The sequence below is a fragment of the Streptomyces durocortorensis genome (assembly GCF_031760065.1).
In the GTDB taxonomy this organism is placed as follows: domain Bacteria; phylum Actinomycetota; class Actinomycetes; order Streptomycetales; family Streptomycetaceae; genus Streptomyces.
Genome location: NZ_CP134500.1, coordinates 274,782 through 296,170, shown reverse-complemented (window position 1 = coordinate 296,170; position 21,389 = coordinate 274,782). Strand labels below are relative to the sequence as shown.

At 72.4% G+C, this 21,389-nt stretch carries 22 protein-coding genes and 1 pseudogene; 17 read left to right on the top strand and 6 right to left on the bottom strand.

Annotated features, from left to right (window positions below):
* Positions 1–197 precede the first annotated feature (197 nt).
* The 3 genes from RI138_RS01165 (at position 198) to RI138_RS01155 (ending at position 2,153) form a co-directional block, all read left to right on the top strand.
* On the top strand, positions 198–716 hold the full coding sequence (locus tag RI138_RS01165) for an SHOCT domain-containing protein (RefSeq protein WP_311118368.1): 519 nt from the start codon (positions 198–200) through the stop codon (positions 714–716).
* A 96-nt stretch (positions 717–812) separates the two neighbouring features.
* Positions 813–1,610 (top strand): tyrosine-protein phosphatase, encoded by a 798-nt coding sequence (locus RI138_RS01160; RefSeq protein WP_096623831.1) that lies wholly within the window; start codon positions 813–815, stop codon positions 1,608–1,610.
* Between the two features lie 51 nt (positions 1,611–1,661).
* Positions 1,662–2,153: a GNAT family N-acetyltransferase gene (locus RI138_RS01155; protein ID WP_311118367.1), complete on the top strand. Its 492-nt coding sequence runs from the start codon at positions 1,662–1,664 to the stop codon at positions 2,151–2,153.
* Between the two features lie 61 nt (positions 2,154–2,214).
* Here RI138_RS01155 and RI138_RS01150 read toward each other — a convergent pair whose 3' ends face one another.
* Complete coding sequence (locus tag RI138_RS01150) at positions 2,215–2,595, bottom strand: VOC family protein (RefSeq protein WP_311118366.1); 381 nt, start codon at positions 2,593–2,595, stop codon at positions 2,215–2,217.
* A gap of 133 nt (positions 2,596–2,728) precedes the next feature.
* Between RI138_RS01150 and RI138_RS01145 the strand changes: the two genes are divergently transcribed.
* Positions 2,729–3,235 carry a DUF6328 family protein gene (locus tag RI138_RS01145; protein WP_311118365.1) on the top strand — a complete coding sequence of 169 codons (507 nt, stop codon included), beginning with the start codon at positions 2,729–2,731 and terminating at the stop codon, positions 3,233–3,235.
* Here the strand turns inward: RI138_RS01145 and RI138_RS01140 are convergent.
* From RI138_RS01140 to RI138_RS01130, 3 genes and pseudogenes are all read right to left on the bottom strand, one after another.
* The gene (locus RI138_RS01140; RefSeq protein ID WP_311118364.1) at positions 3,232–4,059 is read right to left on the bottom strand and encodes a VOC family protein; all 828 of its coding nucleotides are present in this window, start codon (positions 4,057–4,059) and stop codon (positions 3,232–3,234) included. The two genes, RI138_RS01145 and RI138_RS01140, sit on opposite strands and share 4 nt — an antisense overlap.
* Before the next feature lie 184 nt (positions 4,060–4,243).
* Positions 4,244–4,509: pseudogene (locus RI138_RS32330) on the bottom strand (cation transporter); the annotation flags it as partial.
* The gene (locus RI138_RS01130) at positions 4,509–4,841 is read right to left on the bottom strand and encodes a DUF6479 family protein (RefSeq protein WP_096623821.1); all 333 of its coding nucleotides are present in this window, start codon (positions 4,839–4,841) and stop codon (positions 4,509–4,511) included. The pseudogene RI138_RS32330 and the gene RI138_RS01130, both read right to left, overlap by 1 nt.
* 181 nt (positions 4,842–5,022) lie before the next feature.
* On the opposite strand from RI138_RS01130, the gene RI138_RS01125 reads away from it, so the two are divergent.
* The 8 genes from RI138_RS01125 (at position 5,023) to RI138_RS01090 (ending at position 15,029) form a co-directional block, all read left to right on the top strand.
* On the top strand, positions 5,023–5,412 hold the full coding sequence (locus RI138_RS01125; RefSeq protein WP_311118363.1) for a hypothetical protein: 390 nt from the start codon (positions 5,023–5,025) through the stop codon (positions 5,410–5,412).
* Positions 5,413–5,462: 50 nt separating this feature from the next.
* Positions 5,463–6,026 carry a (2Fe-2S)-binding protein gene (locus RI138_RS01120; RefSeq protein ID WP_311118362.1) on the top strand — a complete coding sequence of 188 codons (564 nt, stop codon included), beginning with the start codon at positions 5,463–5,465 and terminating at the stop codon, positions 6,024–6,026.
* Complete coding sequence (locus RI138_RS01115; RefSeq protein WP_311118361.1) at positions 6,023–7,027, top strand: FAD binding domain-containing protein; 1,005 nt, start codon at positions 6,023–6,025, stop codon at positions 7,025–7,027. The genes RI138_RS01120 and RI138_RS01115 overlap by 4 nt, the downstream gene beginning before the upstream one ends.
* A 223-nt stretch (positions 7,028–7,250) precedes the next feature.
* The gene (locus RI138_RS01110; RefSeq protein ID WP_311118360.1) at positions 7,251–9,347 is read left to right on the top strand and encodes a xanthine dehydrogenase family protein molybdopterin-binding subunit; all 2,097 of its coding nucleotides are present in this window, start codon (positions 7,251–7,253) and stop codon (positions 9,345–9,347) included.
* 181 nt (positions 9,348–9,528) lie between these two features.
* The gene (locus RI138_RS01105; protein WP_311118359.1) at positions 9,529–9,987 is read left to right on the top strand and encodes an ATP-binding protein; all 459 of its coding nucleotides are present in this window, start codon (positions 9,529–9,531) and stop codon (positions 9,985–9,987) included.
* 168 nt (positions 9,988–10,155) lie between these two features.
* Positions 10,156–11,568 (top strand): NADP-dependent succinic semialdehyde dehydrogenase, encoded by a 1,413-nt coding sequence (locus RI138_RS01100; protein ID WP_311118358.1) that lies wholly within the window; start codon positions 10,156–10,158, stop codon positions 11,566–11,568.
* A gap of 46 nt (positions 11,569–11,614) precedes the next feature.
* Positions 11,615–14,005 (top strand): phosphoketolase family protein, encoded by a 2,391-nt coding sequence (locus RI138_RS01095; protein ID WP_311118357.1) that lies wholly within the window; start codon positions 11,615–11,617, stop codon positions 14,003–14,005.
* 64 nt (positions 14,006–14,069) lie between these two features.
* Positions 14,070–15,029: a D-2-hydroxyacid dehydrogenase family protein gene (locus tag RI138_RS01090; RefSeq protein WP_311118356.1), complete on the top strand. Its 960-nt coding sequence runs from the start codon at positions 14,070–14,072 to the stop codon at positions 15,027–15,029.
* Between the two features lie 24 nt (positions 15,030–15,053).
* Here the strand turns inward: RI138_RS01090 and RI138_RS01085 are convergent, their stop codons facing one another.
* Complete coding sequence (locus RI138_RS01085) at positions 15,054–16,169, bottom strand: baeRF3 domain-containing protein (RefSeq protein WP_311118355.1); 1,116 nt, start codon at positions 16,167–16,169, stop codon at positions 15,054–15,056.
* A gap of 118 nt (positions 16,170–16,287) precedes the next feature.
* On the opposite strand from RI138_RS01085, the gene RI138_RS01080 reads away from it, so the two are divergent.
* The 3 genes from RI138_RS01080 (at position 16,288) to glsA (ending at position 18,764) form a co-directional block, all read left to right on the top strand.
* A complete protein-coding gene (locus RI138_RS01080) occupies positions 16,288–16,782 on the top strand; it encodes a DUF1269 domain-containing protein (protein ID WP_096623803.1) in 495 nt (164 codons plus the stop codon).
* Between the two features lie 73 nt (positions 16,783–16,855).
* Positions 16,856–17,401: a hypothetical protein gene (locus RI138_RS01075; RefSeq protein ID WP_311118354.1), complete on the top strand. Its 546-nt coding sequence runs from the start codon at positions 16,856–16,858 to the stop codon at positions 17,399–17,401.
* 13 nt (positions 17,402–17,414) lie between these two features.
* Positions 17,415–18,764: a glutaminase A gene (gene glsA, locus RI138_RS01070; protein ID WP_311118353.1), complete on the top strand. Its 1,350-nt coding sequence runs from the start codon at positions 17,415–17,417 to the stop codon at positions 18,762–18,764.
* Between the two features lie 8 nt (positions 18,765–18,772).
* Here the strand turns inward: glsA and RI138_RS01065 are convergent, their stop codons facing one another.
* A complete protein-coding gene (locus RI138_RS01065) occupies positions 18,773–19,600 on the bottom strand; it encodes an endonuclease I family protein (RefSeq protein WP_311118352.1) in 828 nt (275 codons plus the stop codon).
* Positions 19,601–19,835: 235 nt separating this feature from the next.
* Between RI138_RS01065 and RI138_RS01060 the strand changes: the two genes are divergently transcribed.
* Positions 19,836–20,048: a hypothetical protein gene (locus tag RI138_RS01060; protein WP_311118351.1), complete on the top strand. Its 213-nt coding sequence runs from the start codon at positions 19,836–19,838 to the stop codon at positions 20,046–20,048.
* A 115-nt stretch (positions 20,049–20,163) separates the two neighbouring features.
* Complete coding sequence (locus tag RI138_RS01055) at positions 20,164–21,318, top strand: methyltransferase (RefSeq protein WP_311118350.1); 1,155 nt, start codon at positions 20,164–20,166, stop codon at positions 21,316–21,318.
* The last annotated feature ends 71 nt before the right edge of the window (positions 21,319–21,389 follow it).

Sequence of the window (21,389 nt, the reverse complement as noted above, 5' to 3'; positions counted from 1 at the left end):
ACTTGATCCTTTACGTACGGTCGCGTAACCGGCGCGGTGGCCGGGCTTCGGGCAACACGGCGGCCCTCGGTATCGGGATGAAATCGGATGTAGATGCATATTATGTGCGAAGTTTCCCGATTTCTTATGCATTCTCTGGAATGCCCGTATCCACCCCGGCGCGCCCGAGGCCGCCGGGATACGGAGAGGACGCGACCGTGGCCGTCGGACCTGTGGAGTACCTCGTCATCGCCTTCCCCGGCAGCCGCTTCACCGGGGCCGTCGCTCCCGCCCTCGCCGACGCCGTGGCGTCCGGTTCCCCGCGCGCCGCGGACCTGGCCTTCGTCCGCCGGGCCGAGGACGGCTCACTGGTCCGGGCGGGGCTGCGGGAGCTGGACCCGGAAGGGATCGTGCCGCTCGACGCGGGGGAGGGCGGGGCGGCGCCGGAGCTGAACCCCGAGGACGTCGAGGCGCTCGGCGGCAGCGTGCCCGAGGGCGATTTCGCCGCGCTCGTCGTCCGGGAGGACCTGTGGACCACTCCGGTCGCCCGTGCCGTCCGTGCGGCGGGGGGCGCGTTCGTCGCGCACGAGCGCCTCGGCACGGACGGGACCGACGCGGAGGAGGCCGTGGGCGACGACATCATCGACCGGCTGGAGCGGCTCGCCGACCTGTGGAAGCGGGACGTGCTCAGCGACGAGGAGTTCGTGCAGCAGAAGACGAAGCTCCTGTCGGACTGATGCTCCCGCCGGACCGGGCTCCCGCCGGACTCGGGGTCCGGACGCCGCCTGGTATGTGGAATTCCTGGAATTCATCGGGGAAAGAGGCAGTTCATCGTGCAGACCGCCCGCACCGTTCCGGCCGCCACCGTTGTCAATCTGCGCGACCTGGGGGGTATCACCCTGGGCCGTGACAGCAGGGTGCGGCAGGGCGTCCTGTTCCGTTCGGGGCAGTTGAGCGAGCTCGACCCGGCCCGCGACCGGGCGGTGGCCGCACTCGGTATCCGTACCGTCGTCGACCTGCGCACCGCCGACGAACGCCAGTGGGCCCCGGACCGGCTCCCGGACCGGGCCAGGCTCTTCGTCGCCGATGTGCTCGGCGACCACCCGGGCGTCGCGCCCGCCAGACTGCGGTCCCTGCTCGCCGACCCGGACGAGGCGGAGCGGACCCTCGGGGGCGGCCGGGCCGAGGAACTCTTCGCCGACACCTACCGCAAGATGGTGCTCTCACTCGGTGCCGCGGCCGCCTACCGGGCCTTCCTGGAGACCGCCGCCGACCCCGGCGCCCGTCCGGTGCTCTTCCACTGCACGGCGGGCAAGGACCGCACCGGCTGGGCGGCGGCCGTCCTGCTGATGATCCTCGGGGCGTCCCGCGCGAGCGTGCGGGCGGACTTCCTCGCGGTGAATCCCGCGGCGCGGCGGGCCTTCGCCCCCTACGTCCAGAAGTTCCTCGACGGCGGCGGTGATCCCGCAGTGGCGGCGGCGATCATCGAGGTCCGCCCCCGCTACCTGGAGGCGGCGCTCGACGCCATGGACGAGCGCTGGGGCGGCCTCGACGGCTATGTGCGCAACGGGCTGCGCGTGCCCGAGGGAGCGCTGAGGCGGTTGCGCGAGGGCCTCGTGATCAGTGGCTGAAACAGCGGAGACCGGCCCGAAGTCGCCGTTGCGGTGCGTCATACTCACCGTATGACAGCAGGCATGCCGCGGCCCCGTCGTGCCGCACGATCCACTGATGCGACGATCCGCCGGGCCCTTGCGGGCGACGCCGCACGGCTGACCCGGCTGGTCCGCACCTCCCGCGCCTACGAGGGCCCGTACGCGCCGATGGTCCAGGGCTACCGGATCGGCCCCGACTACATCGAGACGCACCGGGTCTTCGTCGCCGCGGACGTCGGCACGGACCGGGTCCTCGGCTTCTACGCCCTGCTCCTCGACCCGCCCGAGCTGGACCTGATGTTCGTCGCGGACGAGGCCCAGGGGCGCGGGATCGGCCGCCTGCTCATCGGCCATCTGCGCGAGGAGGCCAGGAGCGCCGGCCTGAGCGGCGTCCGGATCGTGTCCCACCCGCCCGCCGAGGGCTTCTACCGCAGTGTGGGCGCCGAGCCCGTCGGTACGGTACGGGCCGACCCGCCCGCCGTGCTGTGGGACCGCCCCGAGCTCCTGCTCCGCACCGGCTGAGCATCACGGGAAGGGCCCGGCCGCGTGGAGCGGGCCGGGCCCCGAAGGTGTCTGTTGGTGATCAGCCGCCGTACGGGCGGGTGATCAGCTCCAGACCGTGACCGCTCGGATCGGGGAAGTAGACCCCCCGGCCGCCGTCGTTGCGGTTGATCTCGCCGGGGTGCTTTCCGTGCGGATCGGCGAAATACTCGATGCCCAGCTCCTGGATCCGCGCGAACGCGGTGTCGAACTCCGCCTCCGAGACCAGAAAGGCGTAATGCTGCGGGGTGATCGACTCCGCGGGAATCGTCGCGAAGTCCAGGGTGACGCTGTTCGCGAGAACGACCGGAACGAACGGACCCCACTGCGCTCCGACCGACAGGCCCAGCAGATCCGCCAGGAACTCGGCGGACTCCCGGTTGTCCCGGCAATGAACGATGGTGTGGTTCAACTCGACTGACACGGTGGAATGCCTCCAACAGGCATCTCACGGGCTACCTCCACGCCTCACCCGGTCGGTGACCGACGCGCGATGCCCTGCGGACGATCTTAAGCGGACGGCACGCCCCGGTGCACGGAACGGAGAGGGAGGCCGCGTGACATCCAGCAGTGGACGTCAGGAGACCCAGGAGGAGCGGGCGGACCGGCAGTGGTCCGAGCTGCTCCAGGAACTGCGTGTCGCACAGACCGGGGTGCAGATCCTCTTCGGCTTCCTGCTCGCGGTGGTCTTCCAGTCGAGGTTCACGGAACTGGGGGACACCGACCGGACCATCTACGTGGTGACGGTCATGCTGGGGTCAGGGACAGCCGCGACGCTCATCGGCCCCGTCTCGTACCACCGACTGCTCACCGGCCGCCGGATGAAGCCCCAGACGGTCATCTGGGCGTCGCGGCTGACCGTCCTCGGGCTGGTGATGCTGTTCTGCACGATGTGCTCGACGCTCCTGCTGATCCTGCGCCTCTCCGTGGAGAACGCCCTCGCCCTGTGGCTGGTCGGGGCGATGGCCCTCTGGTTCGTGATCTGCTGGTTCGTCCTGCCCGTCTGGGCGCTGGCCCGGGACCGGTCCGGCGCGCGCGACGGGGAACCGCAGCGCGAGCCCTAGACGCTGCCCGAGCCCACCGGTGTACGTACATCGGTCACCGTGAACAGCGCGCCGTCGGGATCCCGCAGCGTGACCTCCGTGCCACCGAGGACCGTACGCTCCTCGACGAGCGCGCCACCGTGCCGGCCGGCCGCTGTGACCGTCTCCGCGAGGTCCGCCACCGGGAACTGCACCTGCCAGTGCGGGCGCACCAGGGGATCGACCGCGGACTCCACCGCCCCGGAACTGATCCGGGCCAGCGGCCGCCCCTCGCAGCGCACGATGACCTCCTCGCCCTCGTACGCGACATCGCAGCATCCGGGCCGTCCGCTCGCCCAGTCGAGTACCTCGCCGTAGAAGATCGCCGCGTCGAAGGCGTTGCGGGTCCGCAGCCGCAGCCAGGCGTGCGCGTGGTCGGCCGGGGCAGGCGGCGAGGCGGCGGCCTCGGCGCGCTCCCACAGGCCGAAGGCCGCCCCGTCCCGGTCCGACGCCAGCACACCGCGCCCCGTGGCGATCGTCAGCGGCCCCACCGCCACCGTCCCACTGCGTTCCCGGACCCGGGCGGCGGCCACGTCCGCGTCGGCCACCGCGAAGTACGGCATCCAGGCCACCGCGACCTGATACGCGGACGAGACGGCGACGACACCGGCGACCGGTACCTCCCCGCGGCGCGCCACGGAGAACTCCGCGCCGAGCCGCCCGGGCCGGAACGACCAGCCCAGCACCTCGGCGTAGAACCGTTGGGCGGCCCCCAGGTCCCGGGTCATCAGGTTGACCCAGCACGGCGCGGCCGGTCCGGTCAGCGGAGCCGCCGACGGGGCCGTACGAGGATCGCTTCCGGTCATGTCCACTGCCTTCTTCGGGCGGCGGCCCCTGTTCCGCCGCCGCGGTCCAGCAACCAGCCTCGAACGGCCCGCCCGGTCCCGCAACGCGGCCGCGCCCTCACAGTCCGGTGCGCGGCGGGGCGTTCGTGATGTCGGGGAAGACGTGGTCGGCCTGGGGCCACCGGTCGGTCATCGCCTCCCTGATACGCGCATCGGCGCGGCGGCGGCTGCGCCGAAGCGCGGCGAGCAGGAAGACCTCGTTGAGGCTGTCGGCGACCGAGTGGGCGGCCTCCGACAGCAGGCGGGCGATCCGGAGACCGGACCGCCCACGGTCTTGGCGGCGGCGATCACCGGATCGGCCGCCAGCGATACGAGGACGGTGAAGCGGGTGCGTCGGTCGGCAGCGTGCCGGCCATCACGACCTCCTGGCCGGAGGCGGTCGACGCACCGCCCCCGGAGGAGGGGGCCGATCAGCTGCGCGGGGGCTCGCTGTCGGGGGGCAGCGGCCCGTTGCCGTGGTCCTTCAGCTCGTACGGAGACAGGGCGTGGCCGTCCTCGGGGAACCGGTCGGAGGAGTGGGTGTCGTGCTGGTCGATGTGGGTGCGGTGGTCCGGCTTCTGCGGCTGCTCATGCGGGTGGGGCGGCGGCGGCTCGGCGTCACGCTTGCGCTTTCCGAGGATGAAGCCGCCGATCAGCATGCCCACGACGGCCAGGGCCGCGACGCCCATGAGGACCCCGAGGGGCCCCGCGCCGTCGGCGAGGGTGGCCGGGGCGGAAAGTTCTACTCCGTTGAGAACGTCCATACAGTCCGCATACCCCGCGGGGCGAGGGTCAGTCCGCTATTCGTAGCAATTCATGTTTTATGGGTATCTCATCGGAAAAGCGTTTCGTGGCGAAGCCGCCCTCCCGTGTCGCCGTCGGACGGATGCGGGGTCAGCCTGGAGTGGGTCCCCGAAGGCCGGCACCCCAGCGAAAGGAACCACGGTGAACAGCACACCCGAGCAGAGCGGCGCGGATCACCCGGCGGGCCGGGAGGTGGTGGTCTCGCTCAGCCGGGGCGAAGCCCAGGACGTCCGGACCGTCTTCGACGTCCTCGCCGACGCCTTCGAGTCCGACCGGCGGGCGGGCGAGATTCCCGGACAGACCCAGGGGCACCACCCGACCGCCTGGGTCACCACGGTCGACGTGTCCGAACCCCGGCCCACGACCGCCCCCGTCCGCCTCTCCGCACCGGTCACGGTGGACGCCCAGGGCGGCTACTGGGCGGTCGACCGGCTGCGTGACCACCTCGGCGGCGCCTTCGCCGTGAGCGTCGTCGGCACGGCTGCCGGGGACCAGGAGCTGGAGGTCCGGCTGCGGCTGGAGAGCCGCTGAATGCCTGAACGGTCCCCCGTGGAGAACAGCAAGCGTTGAAAGGCGGGCGCATGGATTCCCTCGCTCTGGGAGCGGACCTCGAACCGGAACCGGTCGTCGACGAACGCTCCACCGTGACTCTGTACGTCAACGGCACCGCGACGACGCTGACGATCGACCACCGCAGCACGGTCCTGGAGACCCTGCGTGACCGACTCGGTCTCACCGGCGCCAAGAAGGGCTGCGACCACGGCCAGTGCGGAGCCTGCACGGTCCTGGTCGACGGGCGGCGGGTCACCAGCTGCCTGCTGCTCGCCGTCACCCAGGACGGCGCCGCGATCACCACCGTGGAAGGGCTCGCCGACGGCGGGACCCTGCACCCCGTGCAGCGGGCGTTCGTCGAACGGGACGCCCTCCAGTGCGGGTTCTGCACCCCCGGCCAGATCTGCTCCGCCGTCGGCATGCTCGGCGAGGCCGCCGACGGCTTCCCCTCCCACGCCACCGAACCGGATGCGCCCTCCGGCGGACGGGCGGACCTCGGCCCCGAGGAGATCCGCGAACGCATGAGCGGCAACCTGTGCCGGTGCGGGGCCTACCCCCGGATCGTCGAAGCCATCGAGGACGTGATCCCGTGAGGCCCTTCGGCTATGTACGCCCCGCCTCCACCGCCGAGGCCGTACGTCTCTGCGCGGCCAGGCCCGGAGCCCGCTTCCTGGGCGGCGGCACCAACCTGGTGGACCTGATGAAGCTCGGCGTGGAGGCGCCCCGCGTCCTCATCGACGTCGCGGGGCTTCCCCTGGACCGGGTGACCCGGACGGCGGACGGCGGTCTGGCCATCGGCGCCACCGTCCGCAACAGCGATCTCGCCGCCCACCCCGAGGTACGGGAGCGCTATCCGGCGCTCTCGCAGGCGCTGCTGGCCGGGGCCTCCGGGCAGCTCCGCAACACCGCCACCACCGGCGGCAACCTGCTCCAGCGCACCCGGTGCCGCTACTTCCAGGACGTCTCCAAACCCTGCAACAAACGGCTCCCGGGCTCCGGCTGCCCGGCCCGCGAGGGGACCCACCGCGACCTCGCCGTTCTCGGCCACTCCGAGGAGTGCGTTGCCACCAACCCCTCCGACATGGCCGTGGCCCTCGCGGCGCTCGACGCCACCGTGCTGCTGCTCGGCCCCGAGGGGGAACGCACGGTCCACGCCACCGACTTCCACCGACTCCCGGGCCGCAATCCGGACCAGGACACCGTCATCAGACCCGGCGAACTGATCACCGGGGTGATACTGCCGCCTCCGGTGCCGGGCGCCCTCTCCCGCTACCGCAAGGCCCGCGACCGGGCCTCGTACGCCTTCGCCCTGGCCTCCGCCGCCGCGAGCGTCCGGGTGGAGGGCGGGTACGTGACGCACGCGGCCCTCGCTTTCGGCGGCCTCGCGCACCGGCCCTGGCGGGCCCGGCGGGCCGAGGCCGAGCTGCGCGGGGCGCCGGCCACCCCGGCCGCCTTCGAACGCGCCGTGGACGCGGAGCTGGCGGGGGCCCGGCCGCTGCGCGACAACGCCTTCAAGGTGGACCTCGCCCGCCGGCTCGCCGTGGACGTGCTCGGCGAACTGACCGGCAGACAGCAGCCGACCCGGACGGGCTGAACCGCCCCGTCGGGCGGCCGCCCGACTCGCCAGGTGGCCGCCCGCCCTGCCGGACTGTCCCCGTTGGCCTGTCGGACTGCCGCCCGCCCTGCCGGACTGTCCGCGTCGGCCTGACAAGCTCCGGCCGGACCGGCTGAACCAGCCCCCGCGCGCACTGCCTGAGCCGCTCGGCTCCCGCCCCCCCCCGAGGCCCCCCAAGCCCCCCGACCCGAGGACCCGCCCCATGACCCACGTCCCGCAGTCCCCCGGTGCGAGCCTCGTCCGCAGAGAGGCCCGGGAGAAGGTCACCGGTACCGCCCGCTACGCGGCCGACGTCGCTCCGCCCGGCTGTCTCTACGCCTGGCCGGTCCCGGCCACCATCGCGGCCGGGCGGGTCGCCGCGGTGCGGGCCGTCGATGCCCTCGCCGTCCCGGGGGTCCACACCGTCCTGACCCACGACAACGCGCCGACGCTCGAAGAGCCCGACGACCCGATCCTCTCGGTGCTTCAGAACGACCGCGTCCCGCACCACGGCTGGCCCATCGCCCTGGTGATCGCCGAAAGCCCCGAGGCGGCCAGGACCGGGGCCGGGGAGCTGCTGGTCGCCTATGAACGCGACCCGCACGACGTGACCCTCTCGGAGGACCATCCCGGCCTGTACACCCCCGAGGAGGCCAACGGCGGTCACCCCGCCGTGCGGGAGCGCGGCGACGTGGACAAGGCCCTGGCCTCGGCCCCCGTACAGATCGACGCGACCTACCGGATGGGCGCGCTGCACAACCACCCGATGGAGCCGCACGCCGCCACGGCCTCGTGGAGCGGCGGACACCTGACCGTCCACGACTCCAGCCAGGGGTCCGCCACCGTGCGCGGCAGCCTCGCCCGGGTCTTCGGCCTCGACCCGGACCGGATCACCGTCGTCTCCGAGCACGTGGGCGGCGGCTTCGGCTCGAAGGGCACCACGCGTCCCCAGGCGGTCCTGGCCGCGATGGCCGCCCGGCACACCGGACGGCCGGTCACGCTGGCCTTCCCCCGCGGCCAGCTGGCGGAGGTCGTCGGCCACCGTGCGCCCACCGTCCAGCGGGTCCGGCTCGGCGCGGACCTCGACGGGACGCTCAGCGCCGTCTGCCACGAGGCCGTCACCCACACCTCCACGGTGAAGGAGTTCGTCGAGCAGGCCGCCGTGCCCGCGCGGGTCATGTACGCCTCACCGCACAGCCGCACCGCGCACCGGGTCGCCGTCCTCGACGTGCCCAGCCCCTCCTGGATGCGCGCACCGGGGGAGGCCTCGGGGATGTACGCCCTGGAGTCCGCGATGGACGAACTCGCCTCCGCGCTCGGGCTCGACCCCGTGGAGCTGCGGCTGCGCAACGAGCCGGAGACCGAGCCGGACAGCGGCCGCCCCTTCAGCAGCCACGGCCTGGCCGCCTGCCTGCGCGAGGGCGCGGCGCGGTTCGGCTGGCACGACCGCGACCCCCGCCCCGCCGCCCGCCAGGAGGGCCGCTGGCTCCTCGGCACGGGCGTGGCCTCCGCGACGTACCCGGTGCTCGTCTCCCGCTCCACCGCGAGCGCCCACGCGGCGGTGGACGGCACGTACCGCGTCGAGGTGAACGCCACCGACATCGGCACCGGGGCCCGCACGGTTCTCGCCCGGATCGCCGCCGACGCCCTCGGTACGGACCCGGACGCCGTCGCCGTCGCCATCGGCTCCACCGAGCTGCCCACCGCCCCGCTGGCCGGCGGCTCCTCCGGCACCGCGTCCTGGGGCTGGGCGGTGCACAAGGCCGCCTCGGAGCTGGCCGACCGGCTCGCCGCGCACTCCGGCCCGCTGCCCGCCGAGGGGCTCACCGCGAGCGCCGACACCGAACAGGAGACCGCCGCCGAGTCCCCGTACGCGCGGCATGCCTTCGGTGCCCACTTCGCCGAGACGGCCGTCGACGCCGTCACGGGAGAGGTGCGCGTACGCCGTCTGCTGGGCGTGTACGCCGCCGGGCGCATCCTCAACGCGGCCACCGCACGCTCCCAGTTCACCGGTGGCATGGTGATGGGCATCGGCATGGCGCTCACCGAGGGCTCCGGCATCGACCCGGCCTTCGGCGACTTCACCGCCAAGGACCTCGCCTCCTACCACGTGCCCGTCTGCGCCGACACGGCCGACATCCGGGCGCACTGGATCGAGGAGGACGACCGTCATCTGAACCCGATGGGCAGCAAGGGCATCGGCGAGATCGGGATCGTCGGCACCGCCGCCGCCATCGGTAACGCCGTCCGCCACGCCACCGGCGCCCGGCTGCGCGAACTTCCCCTCACCCCGGACCGGTTGCTGCCCTATCTGCTGTGACCGCCCCCCGCCCCCACCGGCACGGACGGTCCCCCTGTTGCGCGACCGGCGTCCCCGGCGCACCCTGATGAGTGACCCAGAAGTGATCAGTGCTCACGCTTCGTGTTCGGGGGTCGTTCGTACGACGGGGTGAAGTACGACGGGGTGAAGCATGTGGGCCTCGTGGTGAGGAGCCCCGACGATGACCGTTCCCCTCGACCGGCACTACTCGGTCGAACTGCAGGTGTCGGCAGAGCGCGTTTCCCAGCTGCGGCGGATCGTCGCCGCACACCTTCGTCACTGGAGTCTCGATCTGCACGTCCGGCCCGTGTGCCGGGCCCTGGACGAACTCCTGACCAACGTCCACCGGCACGTCGGCGACGGCAACAGCTGCGTCGTCGAACTCCGCTGGACCGGACGGCACGTCACCGTGTCCGTCGCGGACAACAGCGCCAGGATGCCCCGGCTGCTGCCGGCCGGCGGCGGGCTGAGCCGGGTGATGGCCCTCAGTGACAGCTGGGGCACCTGCCGGACCACGGACGGGAAAGTGGTCTGGTTCACCCGCTACGCCGAGGCTCCGCGCGCCGCGGGACTGGTCCCGCGGGCTCCGCTGCCCGGTGTCCGTACCTCCCGCCGCACCCCTCTCGCGGCGCTCGTGTGACCCGTCCGGCAAGGACGGCCCGCACCCCGGCCGACGCGGAACGTGCCCTCCGGCACGCATGATCCGCGTCGGCCGGGTACGTGCGGGGCGGGGGAGGGCCGCGTTGCGCGCACCGGTGCGGCGCGGCACGGTCGAAGTACCGAGGCACCACGCAAGGAGGCCACTGCCATGCCCATCGCGACGGTCAACCCCGCGAACGGCGAACTGATCAAGTCCTACGACGCCCTCGGCGAGGAGGAGACCGAACGGCGGATCGCCGCGGCCGCCGACACCTTCCGCCAGTACCGCACCACCCCCTTCGCGCAGCGGGCCGCCTGGCTGAACCGGGCCGCCGACCTGCTCGACGAGGACCGCGACACCATCGCCCGCACCATGACCGTCGAGATGGGCAAGCCGGTCACGGCGGCCCGTGCGGAGGCCGCCAAGTGCGCGAAGGCGATGCGCTGGTACGCCGCCCACGCCGAGGCCCTGCTCGCCGACGAGCACCCCGACCCCGACGACGTACACGACTCCGGTGCCTCCCGGGCGCTGGTCCGCTACCGTCCGCTCGGCGTGGTCCTCGCCGTGATGCCGTGGAACTTCCCGCTGTGGCAGGTGGTGCGGTTCGCCGCCCCCGCACTGATGGCGGGCAACGTCGGCCTCCTCAAGCACGCCTCGAACGTCCCCCAGACCGCCCTGTACCTGGAGGACCTCTTCCACCGGGCCGGATTCCCCGCGGGCTGCTTCCGTACGCTGCTGATCGGCTCGGGCGCCGTCGAGGCCGTGCTGCGCGATCCCCGGGTCGCCGCCGCCACCCTGACCGGCAGCGAACCGGCGGGCCGCTCCGTCGCGGCCGTCGCGGGCGACGAGGTGAAGAAGACCGTGCTGGAGCTGGGTGGCAGCGACCCCTACCTCGTCCTGCCCTCCGCGGACGTGGCGAAGGCCGCTGCCACCGCCGTCACCGCACGCGTCCAGAACAACGGCCAGTCCTGCATCGCCGCCAAGCGGTTCATCGTGCACGCCGACGTCTACGACACCTTCGCCGAGCACTTCACCGCGGGCATGCTCGCCCTGACCGTCGGCGACCCGCTGGAGGAGGCCACGGACATCGGTCCGCTCTCCACCGAACAGGGCCGCACCGACCTGGAGAAACTCGTCGACGACGCCGTCGGGCGGGGTGCCGAGGCGCTGTGCGGCGGACGCCGTCCGGAGAAGCTCGGCGGCGGCCTGGAGAACGGCTGGTTCTACGAGGCCACCGTGCTCGCGGGTATCACCACCGCGATGCGCATCCACCGCGAGGAGACCTTCGGACCGGTTGCCACGCTCTACCGGGTCGCCGACCTCGACGAGGCCGTCCGCCTGGCCAACGACACGCCCTTCGGCCTCAGCTCCAACGTCTGGACCCGCGACCCGGCCGAGACCGAGCGCTGCGCCCGCGATCTGGAGGCCGGCGGCGTCTTCTTCAACGGGATGACCGCCTCGCACCCCGCCCTGCCCTTCGGCGGCATCAAGCGCTCCGGTTACGGCCGGGAGCTCGCCGGACACGGCATCCGCGAGTTCTGCAACGCCACCACGCTCTGGTACGGCCCCGAGACGCCCTGACGCGGCACCCGCCCCTGTGCCGTCACCCGACGAGGAGACCTGCCCTGTGAGCGACACCTCCGCCCCGTCCACGCCCCCCGGGCTCCCCGCCGAGGAGCTCGCCGCCCTCGACGCGCACTGGCGCGCCGCCAACTACCTCGCCGTCGGCCAGATCTACCTGATGGCCAACCCCCTGCTGACCCGGCCGCTCGTCCCCGAGGACATCAAGCCCCGGCTGCTCGGCCACTGGGGCACCTCGCCGGGGCTCAACCTCGTCCACACCCACCTCAACCGCGTCGTCAAGGCCCGAGACCTGAGCGCCCTGTGCGTCTGGGGACCCGGACACGGCGGACCGGCCGTCCTCGCCAACGCCTGGCTGGAGGGCAGCTACTCCGCGACCTACCCGGACGTCGGCCGGGACGCCGAGGGCATGGGCCTGCTGTTCAGACAGTTCTCCTTCCCCGGCGGTGTGCCCAGTCATGTCGCGCCCGAGGTCCCCGGCTCCATCCACGAGGGCGGCGAACTGGGCTACGCACTCGCCCATGCCTACGGGGCCGCCCTCGACCACCCGGACCTGCTGGTCGTGTGCGTGGTCGGCGACGGCGAGGCCGAGACCGGGCCGCTCGCCGGGTCCTGGCACGCGAACAAGTTCCTCGACCCCGTCCACGACGGCGCGGTCCTGCCGGTCCTGCACCTCAACGGCTACAAGATCGCCAATCCGACGGTGCTCGCCCGGCTGCCCGAACAGGAGCTGGACCAACTGCTGCGCGGCTACGGGCACGATCCGCTGTACGTCACCGGCGACGACCCGGACGCCGTGCACCGGGCGCTCGCCGCCGCGATGGACACCGCCCTCGACCGCATCGCCGCGTACCAGCGGGCCGCCCGCGAGGACGGGACCACCGGACGCCCCCGCTGGCCCATGATCGTCCTGCGTACCCCCAAGGGCTGGACCGGCCCCGAGGAGGTCGACGGCCTCCCCGTCGAGAACACCTGGCGCTCCCACCAGGTCCCGCTCTCCGGCGTCCGCGACAACCCCGAGCACCTGCGGCAGTTGGAGGCCTGGCTGCGCTCCTACCGTCCCCGGGAGCTCTTCGGCGCCGACGGGCGCCCCACCGAACAGGTCCTGGCCTGTGTGCCCGAGGGGGACGCCCGGCTCGGCTCGACCCCGTACGCCAACGGCGGCCTCCTCCTGCGGGACCTCCCGCTCCCCGCCCTGGAGGACCACGCCGTACGCGTCGACAAACCCGGCACCGTACTCCACGAGCCCACCAAGGTGCTCGGCGGTCTCCTGGAGAGCGTCATGGCCGCCACCGAGGGGCGCAGGGACTTCCGGGTCGTCGGCCCCGACGAGACCGCCTCCAACCGGCTGGACGCCCTCTACCACGCGACCGGCAAGGCCTGGCAGGCATCCACCCTGCCCACCGACGAACACCTCGCCCGCGACGGCCGGGTGATGGAGGTGCTGTCCGAACACCTCTGCCAGGGGTGGCTGGAGGGCTATCTGCTCACCGGACGGCACGGTCTCTTCTCCAGCTACGAGGCGTTCGCCCACATCGTCGACTCCATGGTCAACCAGCACATCAAATGGCTGCGCACCTCGCGCCGACTGCCCTGGCGCAGGCCCATCGCCTCGCTCAACTACCTGCTGACCTCGCACGTCTGGCGCCAGGACCACAACGGCTTCTCGCACCAGGACCCCGGCTTCGTCGACCACATCCTGAACAAGAGCTCCGCGGTCGTCCGCGTCTACCTCCCGCCGGACACCAACACCCTGCTCTCCGTCACCGACCACGTCCTGCGCAGCCGGGACTACGTCAACGTCGTCGTGGCCGGGAAACAGCCCACGTTCGACTGGCTGACCCTGGAGGAGGCCCGCGCCCACTGCGCCCGGGGGGCCGGGGTCTGGGAGTGGGCCGGGACCGAGCACGGCGGGCGGGAGCCTGACGTCGTCCTCGCCTGCGCGGGAGACGTGCCCACCCAGGAGACACTGGCCGCGGCAGGCCTGCTCCGCCGTCATCTGCCCGAACTGGCCGTACGCGTGGTCAACGTGGTCGACATCGCCCGGATGATGCCGCACGAGGAGCATCCGCACGGCATGCCGGACGCCGAGTACGACGCCCTGTTCACCCGCGAGAAGCCGGTGATCTTCGCGTACCACGGCTACCCCTGGCTGATCCACCGGCTCGCCTACCGCCGGGCGGGCCACCCCAACCTGCATGTGCGCGGCTACAAGGAGGAAGGCACCACGACCACGCCGTTCGACATGGTCGTACGCAACGACCTCGACCGCTACCGGCTGGTCATGGACGTCATCGACCGCGTGCCGGGACTGGGCGTGCGCGCCGTCGCCGTACGCCAGGCGATGGCGGACGTGCGCACCCGCCACCACGCCTGGATCCGCGAGCACGGCACGGATCTTCCCGAGGTCGTGGAGTGGCGGTGGGACGGCGGCTGACCCCCGGCTCGGTCTGATGGGCGATCATGGACGGCGACACCCGCCCCGACGGAGAGAGCCTGCCATGAAGCTGCGCTGTGCCGTGATAGAAGACTTCCAGTCCGTGGCGACCACGGTCGTCGACTGGTCGCCCGTCACCACCGATGTGGAGGTCGTGACCTTCACCGGGCATCTCGCCACGGAGGACGAACAGGCCGCGGCCCTCGCGGACTTCGACATCGTGGTCACTCTGCGCGAGAGGGTGCCGTTCCCGGCGGCGCTGTTCGCCCGGCTGCCCCGGCTCCGGCTGCTGGTCGCCTCCGGCATGCGCAACACCGTCATCGACTACGCGGCCGCCGAACGGCACGGCGTGGTCGTCTGCGGCACGGCGAGCTCCTCCACCTCGCCGCTCGAACTCACCTGGGCCCTGCTCCTCGGCCTGGCCCGCGGGATCGTCCCGGAGAGCGAGGCCATCCGCACGGGCGGCCCCTGGCAGTCCACCCTGGGCGCCGATCTGCACGGCCGGCGGCTCGGACTGCTCGGACTGGGGAAGATCGGCGGGCGGATGGCGCAGGTGGGCCGGGCCTTCGGCATGGACGTACTGGCCTGGAGCCAGAACCTCACCAAGGAGCGGGCCGAGGAGGCCGGAGCCGCCCTCGCCGCCTCCAAGGAAGAGCTGCTGGAATCCAGCGACTTCGTCTCCGTCCACCTGGCCCTGAGCGACCGGACCCGGGGCCTGATCGGCGCGCCCGAACTCGCGCTGATGCGCCGCGGCGCCTATCTGATCAACAGCTCCAGGGCGGCCATCGTCGACCAGGACGCCCTGCTCGCGGCCCTGCACGCGGGCGCCATCGCCGGGGCCGGGGTCGACGTGTTCGACATCGAACCCCTCCCGGCCGACCACCCGATGCGCACGGCCCCGCGCCTGCTGGCCACCCCGCACCTGGGCTATGTCTCCCGCGCGAACTACGAGCTCTACTACGGCCAGGCCGTGGAGGACATCCGGGCGTTCCTCGACGGCAAGCCGGTCCGCCGCCTCCCGTAGGTCCTGCCGCGCAGGGGGGCGTCCTCAGTAGCGCAGCGCCGCCGCGATCCGGCCGTGGCCGCCCAGCGAGCCGTCCTCGACGAACACCACATCGGCGCCGCCGTCCAGCGCGGATTCGACCAGCTCGTCGACGACGTCCTCACGGACCTGCCCGTCCGCGCTCTGCGTCGTCCCCTCGGGCACCGGTTCCAGGTGCTCGTCGGTCACCCGGGCGGTGGCCTGGAAGTGCTCCTCGACCGCCACCAGACCAGCCCGGCCCTCCCGGACGGCGGCCCACACCTCGTCGAGCCCGCCCGCGAAGGTATGGGCGCTGCGGGCGTGGTCGAGGCGGGTGTCGACCTGCGCGGCCGCCTGCCGGGCGCCCTCCGCGAGGGCGGGCCGCAGCTCTCTGAGCACCTCGGCGGGCGGCAGGTCGGCCGGAGCGCCCTTGGCGACCCGGGCGACGGCCGAGCCGGAGGCCGCACCGACCTCGTCCAGGAGGGCGAGGGCCGGTGCCAGGCCCATCAGATACAGCGGCCGCGGATCGTCGGCGAGCACCGCGCGCAGCTTCTCGTCGACCGTACGGAAGAAGTTCCGCGTCTCCTCGTCGGTGAAGGTGCTCGGGGTGTCGCCGATCCGCTCCTCGCGCTGCGGGTTGGGCGGCTCCTTCGGCGCGGTCAGCGGGAAGCCGCCCGTCTCCTCCGGCCGGATGCCGTCGCCCGTGCCGATCCACAGCGTGGCGTGGTCGGCGGCGAGCGTGAGCACCCGGAACGGCCGGGTCTGGGCCTTGGCCGCGACGAGATTGCGGGTGAGGAAGGTGTCGCTGAACACCACCCGTTCGGGCGCGACACGCGGGAGCTGCCAGATCCGGTACTCCTCGGTGGTGGCCAGGATGACCAGGGAGTCCAGCGCCCCGCGCGGATCCACCTCGGCCGCGGCCCGCTCCAGCTGGGCCTGGAGCGCGGCCCGGACCTCGCGGCTGACCTCCGGGTCGGCCTCCAGGCGGTGGCCCGCCTCCGCCATCAGGTTGCGCAGCCGCACGGGGTCCTGGGCGTTGTCCGGGGCCTTGCGGTGGGTCGGCATGGTCAGGGACAGGGCCGGATAGGGCCGGGTCGCCCGCAGCTCCCGCAACAGGTCGGCGGTCAGGGCGTCCGTATCCATCGTTCCCTCCCAGGGCTCGACCCGCTCCCGTATGAAGCGGATGCTTCGACGAGTCAATTCATACCTTTTGATCCTAGTATGAGCGAGTTGGTGATCATTGGCTGCGGAGGTGCGCGCGATGTCCACGCTCACGGTGTGGAAGTTCCGGACGGCCGAGGGCGCGGAGAACGTCGAGGAGGCGCTGAAGTCCCTGCAGAAGGAGGGGCTGATCAAGATCCTCGACGCCGCGGTGGTCAGCTGGCCCGCCGACCGGGCCAAGCCCAGGACGAGGCAGCTGCTCAGCCTTGTCGGCGCCGGAGCCCTCAGCGGCACCTTCTGGGGCATGCTCTTCGGGCTGATCTTCCTCATGCCGCTGCTGGGCGCGGCCATCGGTGCGGCCGCCGGGGCGCTCGGCGGAAAGCTGGCCGACGTCGGCATCGACGACGACTTCATCGCCGAGGTCAAGGAAAAGGTGACCCCCGGAACGTCGGCGCTGTTCCTGCTCACCATGAACGAGGTGCCCGACCGGATCGGCGCTCAACTGCCCGGTGGCGGCGCCGAACTGCTCCACAGCAACCTCGACACCGAGCGCGAGGCGAAGCTCCGCGACATCTTCGGCGACGAGACGGCGTGAGGGGCACGCGCTCGATCGCCCCCAGTCCGACGCCTTCCCGATCTTCTCTCTCCTTCGATTGGACGGACCGTCCGTGAAAGCGAACCTCCCCGCGCGCGCCCTGACCCCCGTCGTGGCCGTCGCCCTTCTCGCCGCCGGTGCGGCGGCCTGCGACTCCGACACCAGCAGCCAAGGCACCAACCAGGGCGTCCACACCCTCACGCCCGAGTCGCCCGAGGCGCACGCATCGCCGTCGGAGTCCCCGAGCCCGCGCACCCAGCAGAGCTTCGCCGCCTCCGTGTCCGCCGAGTCCGAACGCGTGCGGCAGGAGGCCGCCCAACGGCTCGAAGGGGTCGAGGGCCGGGGCAACGCGGCCGGTGACGTCTCGGTGAACGGACTGCCGCTCACCGCGTCCGAGGAGGTCCGCAGCGCGCTCGTCCGGGTCACCAACTCCACCGACGAGCCCGCGTTCTACGCCGTGAAGGTGGAGTTCGTCGATGCCGAGGACACGGTCCTCGACACCGTCGTCGTCGGCGTGGAGGACGCGCCGCCGGACCGCACGGTCAGCGTCCAGGCCAACAGCCGCGAGGCCGCCGGGGTGAAGACCTTCCCCCGCGTCGCCCAGGCCGAGCGCGGCTGAGGGGGCGGCGAAGATGAGCGCCGTCGACGCGGTGACCGACTCGCTCCAGCGGCTGCACGCCGAATTCGTGGCCGTACGGGACGGGAAACCGGCCGACTACATCCCCCAGCTGACCCACGCCGACCCGGACACCTTCGGACTGGCCCTGGTCAGCATGGACGGGCACCGCTACAGCGCGGGCGAGGCCGAGACTCCCTTCACCCTCCAGTCCGTCTCCAAACCATTCATCTACGCTCTCGCCCTGTCCCTCCTCGGCCTCGACGAGGTGAGCCGGTGGGTGGGCGCCGAGCCGAGCGGTGAGGCGTTCAACGCCATCAGTCTGGAACCCGGCACGGGCAGGCCCGCCAACGCCATGGTCAACGCCGGGGCCATCGTCACCACCGCCCTGATCCCCGACGCTCCCGACGCCCCCGCCTTCGACCGGATCCTGCACTGCCTCGGCCGCTTCGCCGGACGGGAACTGGACGTCGACGAAGAGGTGTTCACCTCCGAGTCCATGACCGGTGACCGCAACCGGGCCCTGGCGTATCTGATCCGTTCCACCGGCACCATGCCCGTCGACCCGGTGCTGGCGGTGGACCGCTACTTCCGGCAGTGCGCCATCCGTGTCACCGCCCTCGACCTCGCCACGATGGCCGCGACGCTCGCCTACGGAGGGCTGAACCCGGTCACCCGGACGAGGGTCGTCTCCGACGAGGTCGCCGCCCGGGTCCTCGCCGTCATGGCGACCTGCGGCATGTACGACGGCTCCGGCGACTGGCTGCTGCGCGTCGGGCTGCCCGCCAAGAGCGGTGTGTCCGGCGGCCTCATCGCGGTGGGCCCGGCCCGCTTCGGGGTGGCGACGTACAGCCCACCGCTGGACGCCACCGGCAGTTCGGTACGCGGTCACGCCGCACTGGAGGCGATGTCGGAACGCTACGGGCTCCACCTCATGCTCAACCCCGCGCTCCCCGGTTCCACCGTCACCCTCGTCACGACCGCGGACGACCTCCCCTCAGCACCCTCGGCCGAGCGCGAACGGGTCCTGCACGAACAGGTCGGCGTCGTCGCCGCCCAGGGGTCCATCGACTTCACGGCCGCCGAACGCGTGCTGTACGCCCTGGACGAGTCGGGGCCGGACGGCGGCTCGGTGGTGCTCGACCTGCACGACGTCACCTCCGTCGACTCGGTGGCCCTGGCGATGCTGCACACCGGCCTCGCCCGCCTCGCCTCCGACGGGCGCCGCGCGGCGGTCGTCGATCCGCGCGACCTGCTGGGCCCGCCGGACGTCGTACGGCAGGGGACCGGCCAGGACCTGCCCCGCTACGCCACCCGTGTGGAGGCGGTCGAAGGGTGCGCGCGGGCCCTGGCCGGGGAGGGCTGAACCCGGGACTACCAGATGGCTCCAACCCACTCGGGGTGATCGATGAACGGGTTGCGGTTGTGCTGGAACCGCTCGAATATGACGTCGTTGCGGCGCTTCTCGAAGGCGTCCGGCGGGTCCTCCTGGCTCCACCGCTTCAGGACGGACAGCCTGCCCACCCACGGCGTGGAACCGTTGTTCACCCGGTCGTTGGGTTCGAGGTCGGCGAAGGCGTCGTTGCCCTCGTAGCGCACGGCCATGTACAGGATCATGCGCGCGACGTCGCCCTTGACCGCGTCGCGCGGCTCGAAGGAGTCGCCGTCGGTGAAGTTCCCCGGCGCGGAGCCCAGTTCGCTGCCGCCGTTGTCGAAGTCCTTGTTCCCGCGGATGGAGTTGACCTGGACGTCCTCGGGGCGCAGATGGTGGATGTCGGTCCCCGGACCCCTTGCGGTGCCGAAGCCGCCGTGGGACTTGGCCCAGACGTGCTCCCGGTTCCACTGGCCCGGGTTGCCGCCGTTGTCGTTCTTGGACCGGGAGCGCCCGGTGTAGAGCAGGACGACGGCAGAGGGGTTGGCGGGGTCCTCGTCCGTGGCCTTGAGGGCGTCCCACACCTGGCTGTAGGAGAGCTTGGTCTGGTCGCTGATGATCGTGTGCAGGGCGGTCTTCAGCTCGGCGCCGGTCTTGCCGAGGGCGTCCTGGTAGTAGGTGTCATCGAGGGTGGCGGAGGTGGCGGTGTAGGGTCCGGGCGCTGGGACGGCGAGGTCCGCCGGGGCCGCGGCCGCGGTGCCGCCGAGTATGGCGACAGCGGCGACCGCGGCCGACAGCGGACGCGCGTAGAGCGAGTGACGACGGGACATGTGGGGTGTCCTCTCCGAAACACTGGCGCCGCGACGAGAACCCTGGGTGGGGGTGCTGACACGGCGGCCGTGCGGTAGGTGGTCAGCGGGGAGCGTCGCACACGCACCGTGCCGTAGGTGTGAACACGGCGTATCTATCATGTGCAGGTCAAAAATCGGGTTCGTGTCGCCCGTGCCCCTCGGATGCGGCCGGGTGTCCGCGGGGCGAGAATGACCGAAAGGACGAGGAGGCGGCATGAGCGAAGAGCCCGAATCCATATCCGCAGCCATGGCCGAGGCGCGGCGCGTCACGCCCGACCGGCTTCTGCACACCGGCGCGAGCGACCGGCCGAGCGCCGAGGACCTGGTGCTCGCCTCGGGGCGGGACCTGACACCCCGGACGCTGGAATGGGCGCGGCGCAAGCTGGCGGTCGAGGGCCGGTCGGCCCTCGACAAACAGCTGCCCTGACCGGGCCGACCGGTGCAGGGAGTGTGCCGTGGGCCGTACGCAGAAGGCGGGCGCGGCCGGTGAGCCGGGGAGCGTGTGGGGCGCCCCCGGTTCCCTCGGCTAGCCTGAGTGGCATATGAACCGTCTGACGACCTCACAGGGCGCTTTCGAGCTCGCCCGCTTCCCCGAGCACCCGCGCGATCCCTTCCGGGCGTGGGACGCTGCCGACGAATACCTGCTCCGGCAGCTGACGGACCCCGAGGCGGGCCCGGTCGACCTCTCGGGCACGGTCGCCGTCGTGGGGGACCGGTGGGGAGCGCTCGCCACCGCGCTGGCCGCGCACCGGCCCGTCCAGATCAGCGACTCGTACCTGGCCCGGCGCGCCACGCTCGCCAACCTCGCGCGCAACGGCCTGGACGCCGGCGCCGTACAGCTGCTGTCCTCGCGCGACACTCCGCCGGACCGGATCGACGTCCTGCTGATCCGGGTGCCCAAGTCGCTGGCGTTCCTGGAGGACCAGCTCCACCGGATCGCCCCCGCCGTCCACCCCGGTACCGTGATCATCGGCACCGGCATGGTCAAGGAGATCCACACCTCCACGCTCAAGCTCTTCGAGCGGATCATCGGCCCGACCCGCACCTCCCTCGCGGTGCGCAAGGCGCGGCTCATCTTCTGCACGCCGGACGCCGGGCTGCCGCGTACGCCGAGCCCCTGGCCGTACCGCTACGAGCTGCCCGCCGACGTGGGCCCCGCCTCCGGCCGGACCGCCGTCAACCACGCCGGGATCTTCTGCGCCGAGCGCCTCGACATCGGCACCCGCTTCTTCCTGAAGCACCTGCCCACCCGCAACGGGCCCGTCCGGGTCGTCGACCTGGGCTGCGGCAACGGCGTCCTCGGGCTCTCCGCCGCGATCGCCAACCCCGAGGCGCACGTCACCTTCGTCGACGAGTCCTACGGGGCCGTGGCCTCCGCCGAGGAGACCTTCCGGGCGGGTGCCCCGGACGGCGCGAAGGCCGACTTCCTGGTCGGCGACGGGCTCGACGGGCTCGCCCCGGGCAGCGTGGACCTGGTGCTGAACAACCCGCCGTTCCACTCCCACCTGGCGACCACCGACGCCACGGCCCGCACGATGTTCGCCGGCGCACGCACCGCGCTGCGGCAGGGCGGTGAGCTCTGGGTCGTCGGCAACCGGCACCTCTCGTACCACACCCATCTGCGCCGGATCTTCGGCAACTGCACCACGGTCGCGGGCGACCCGAAGTTCGTGGTCCTGCGCGCCGTCAAGCGCTGACGCCGAACCCCCGCGTCCCGGCCCCTTCCAGATTCTTGCAACACGTTCTACTGTGTGCGCCGCCGTACACG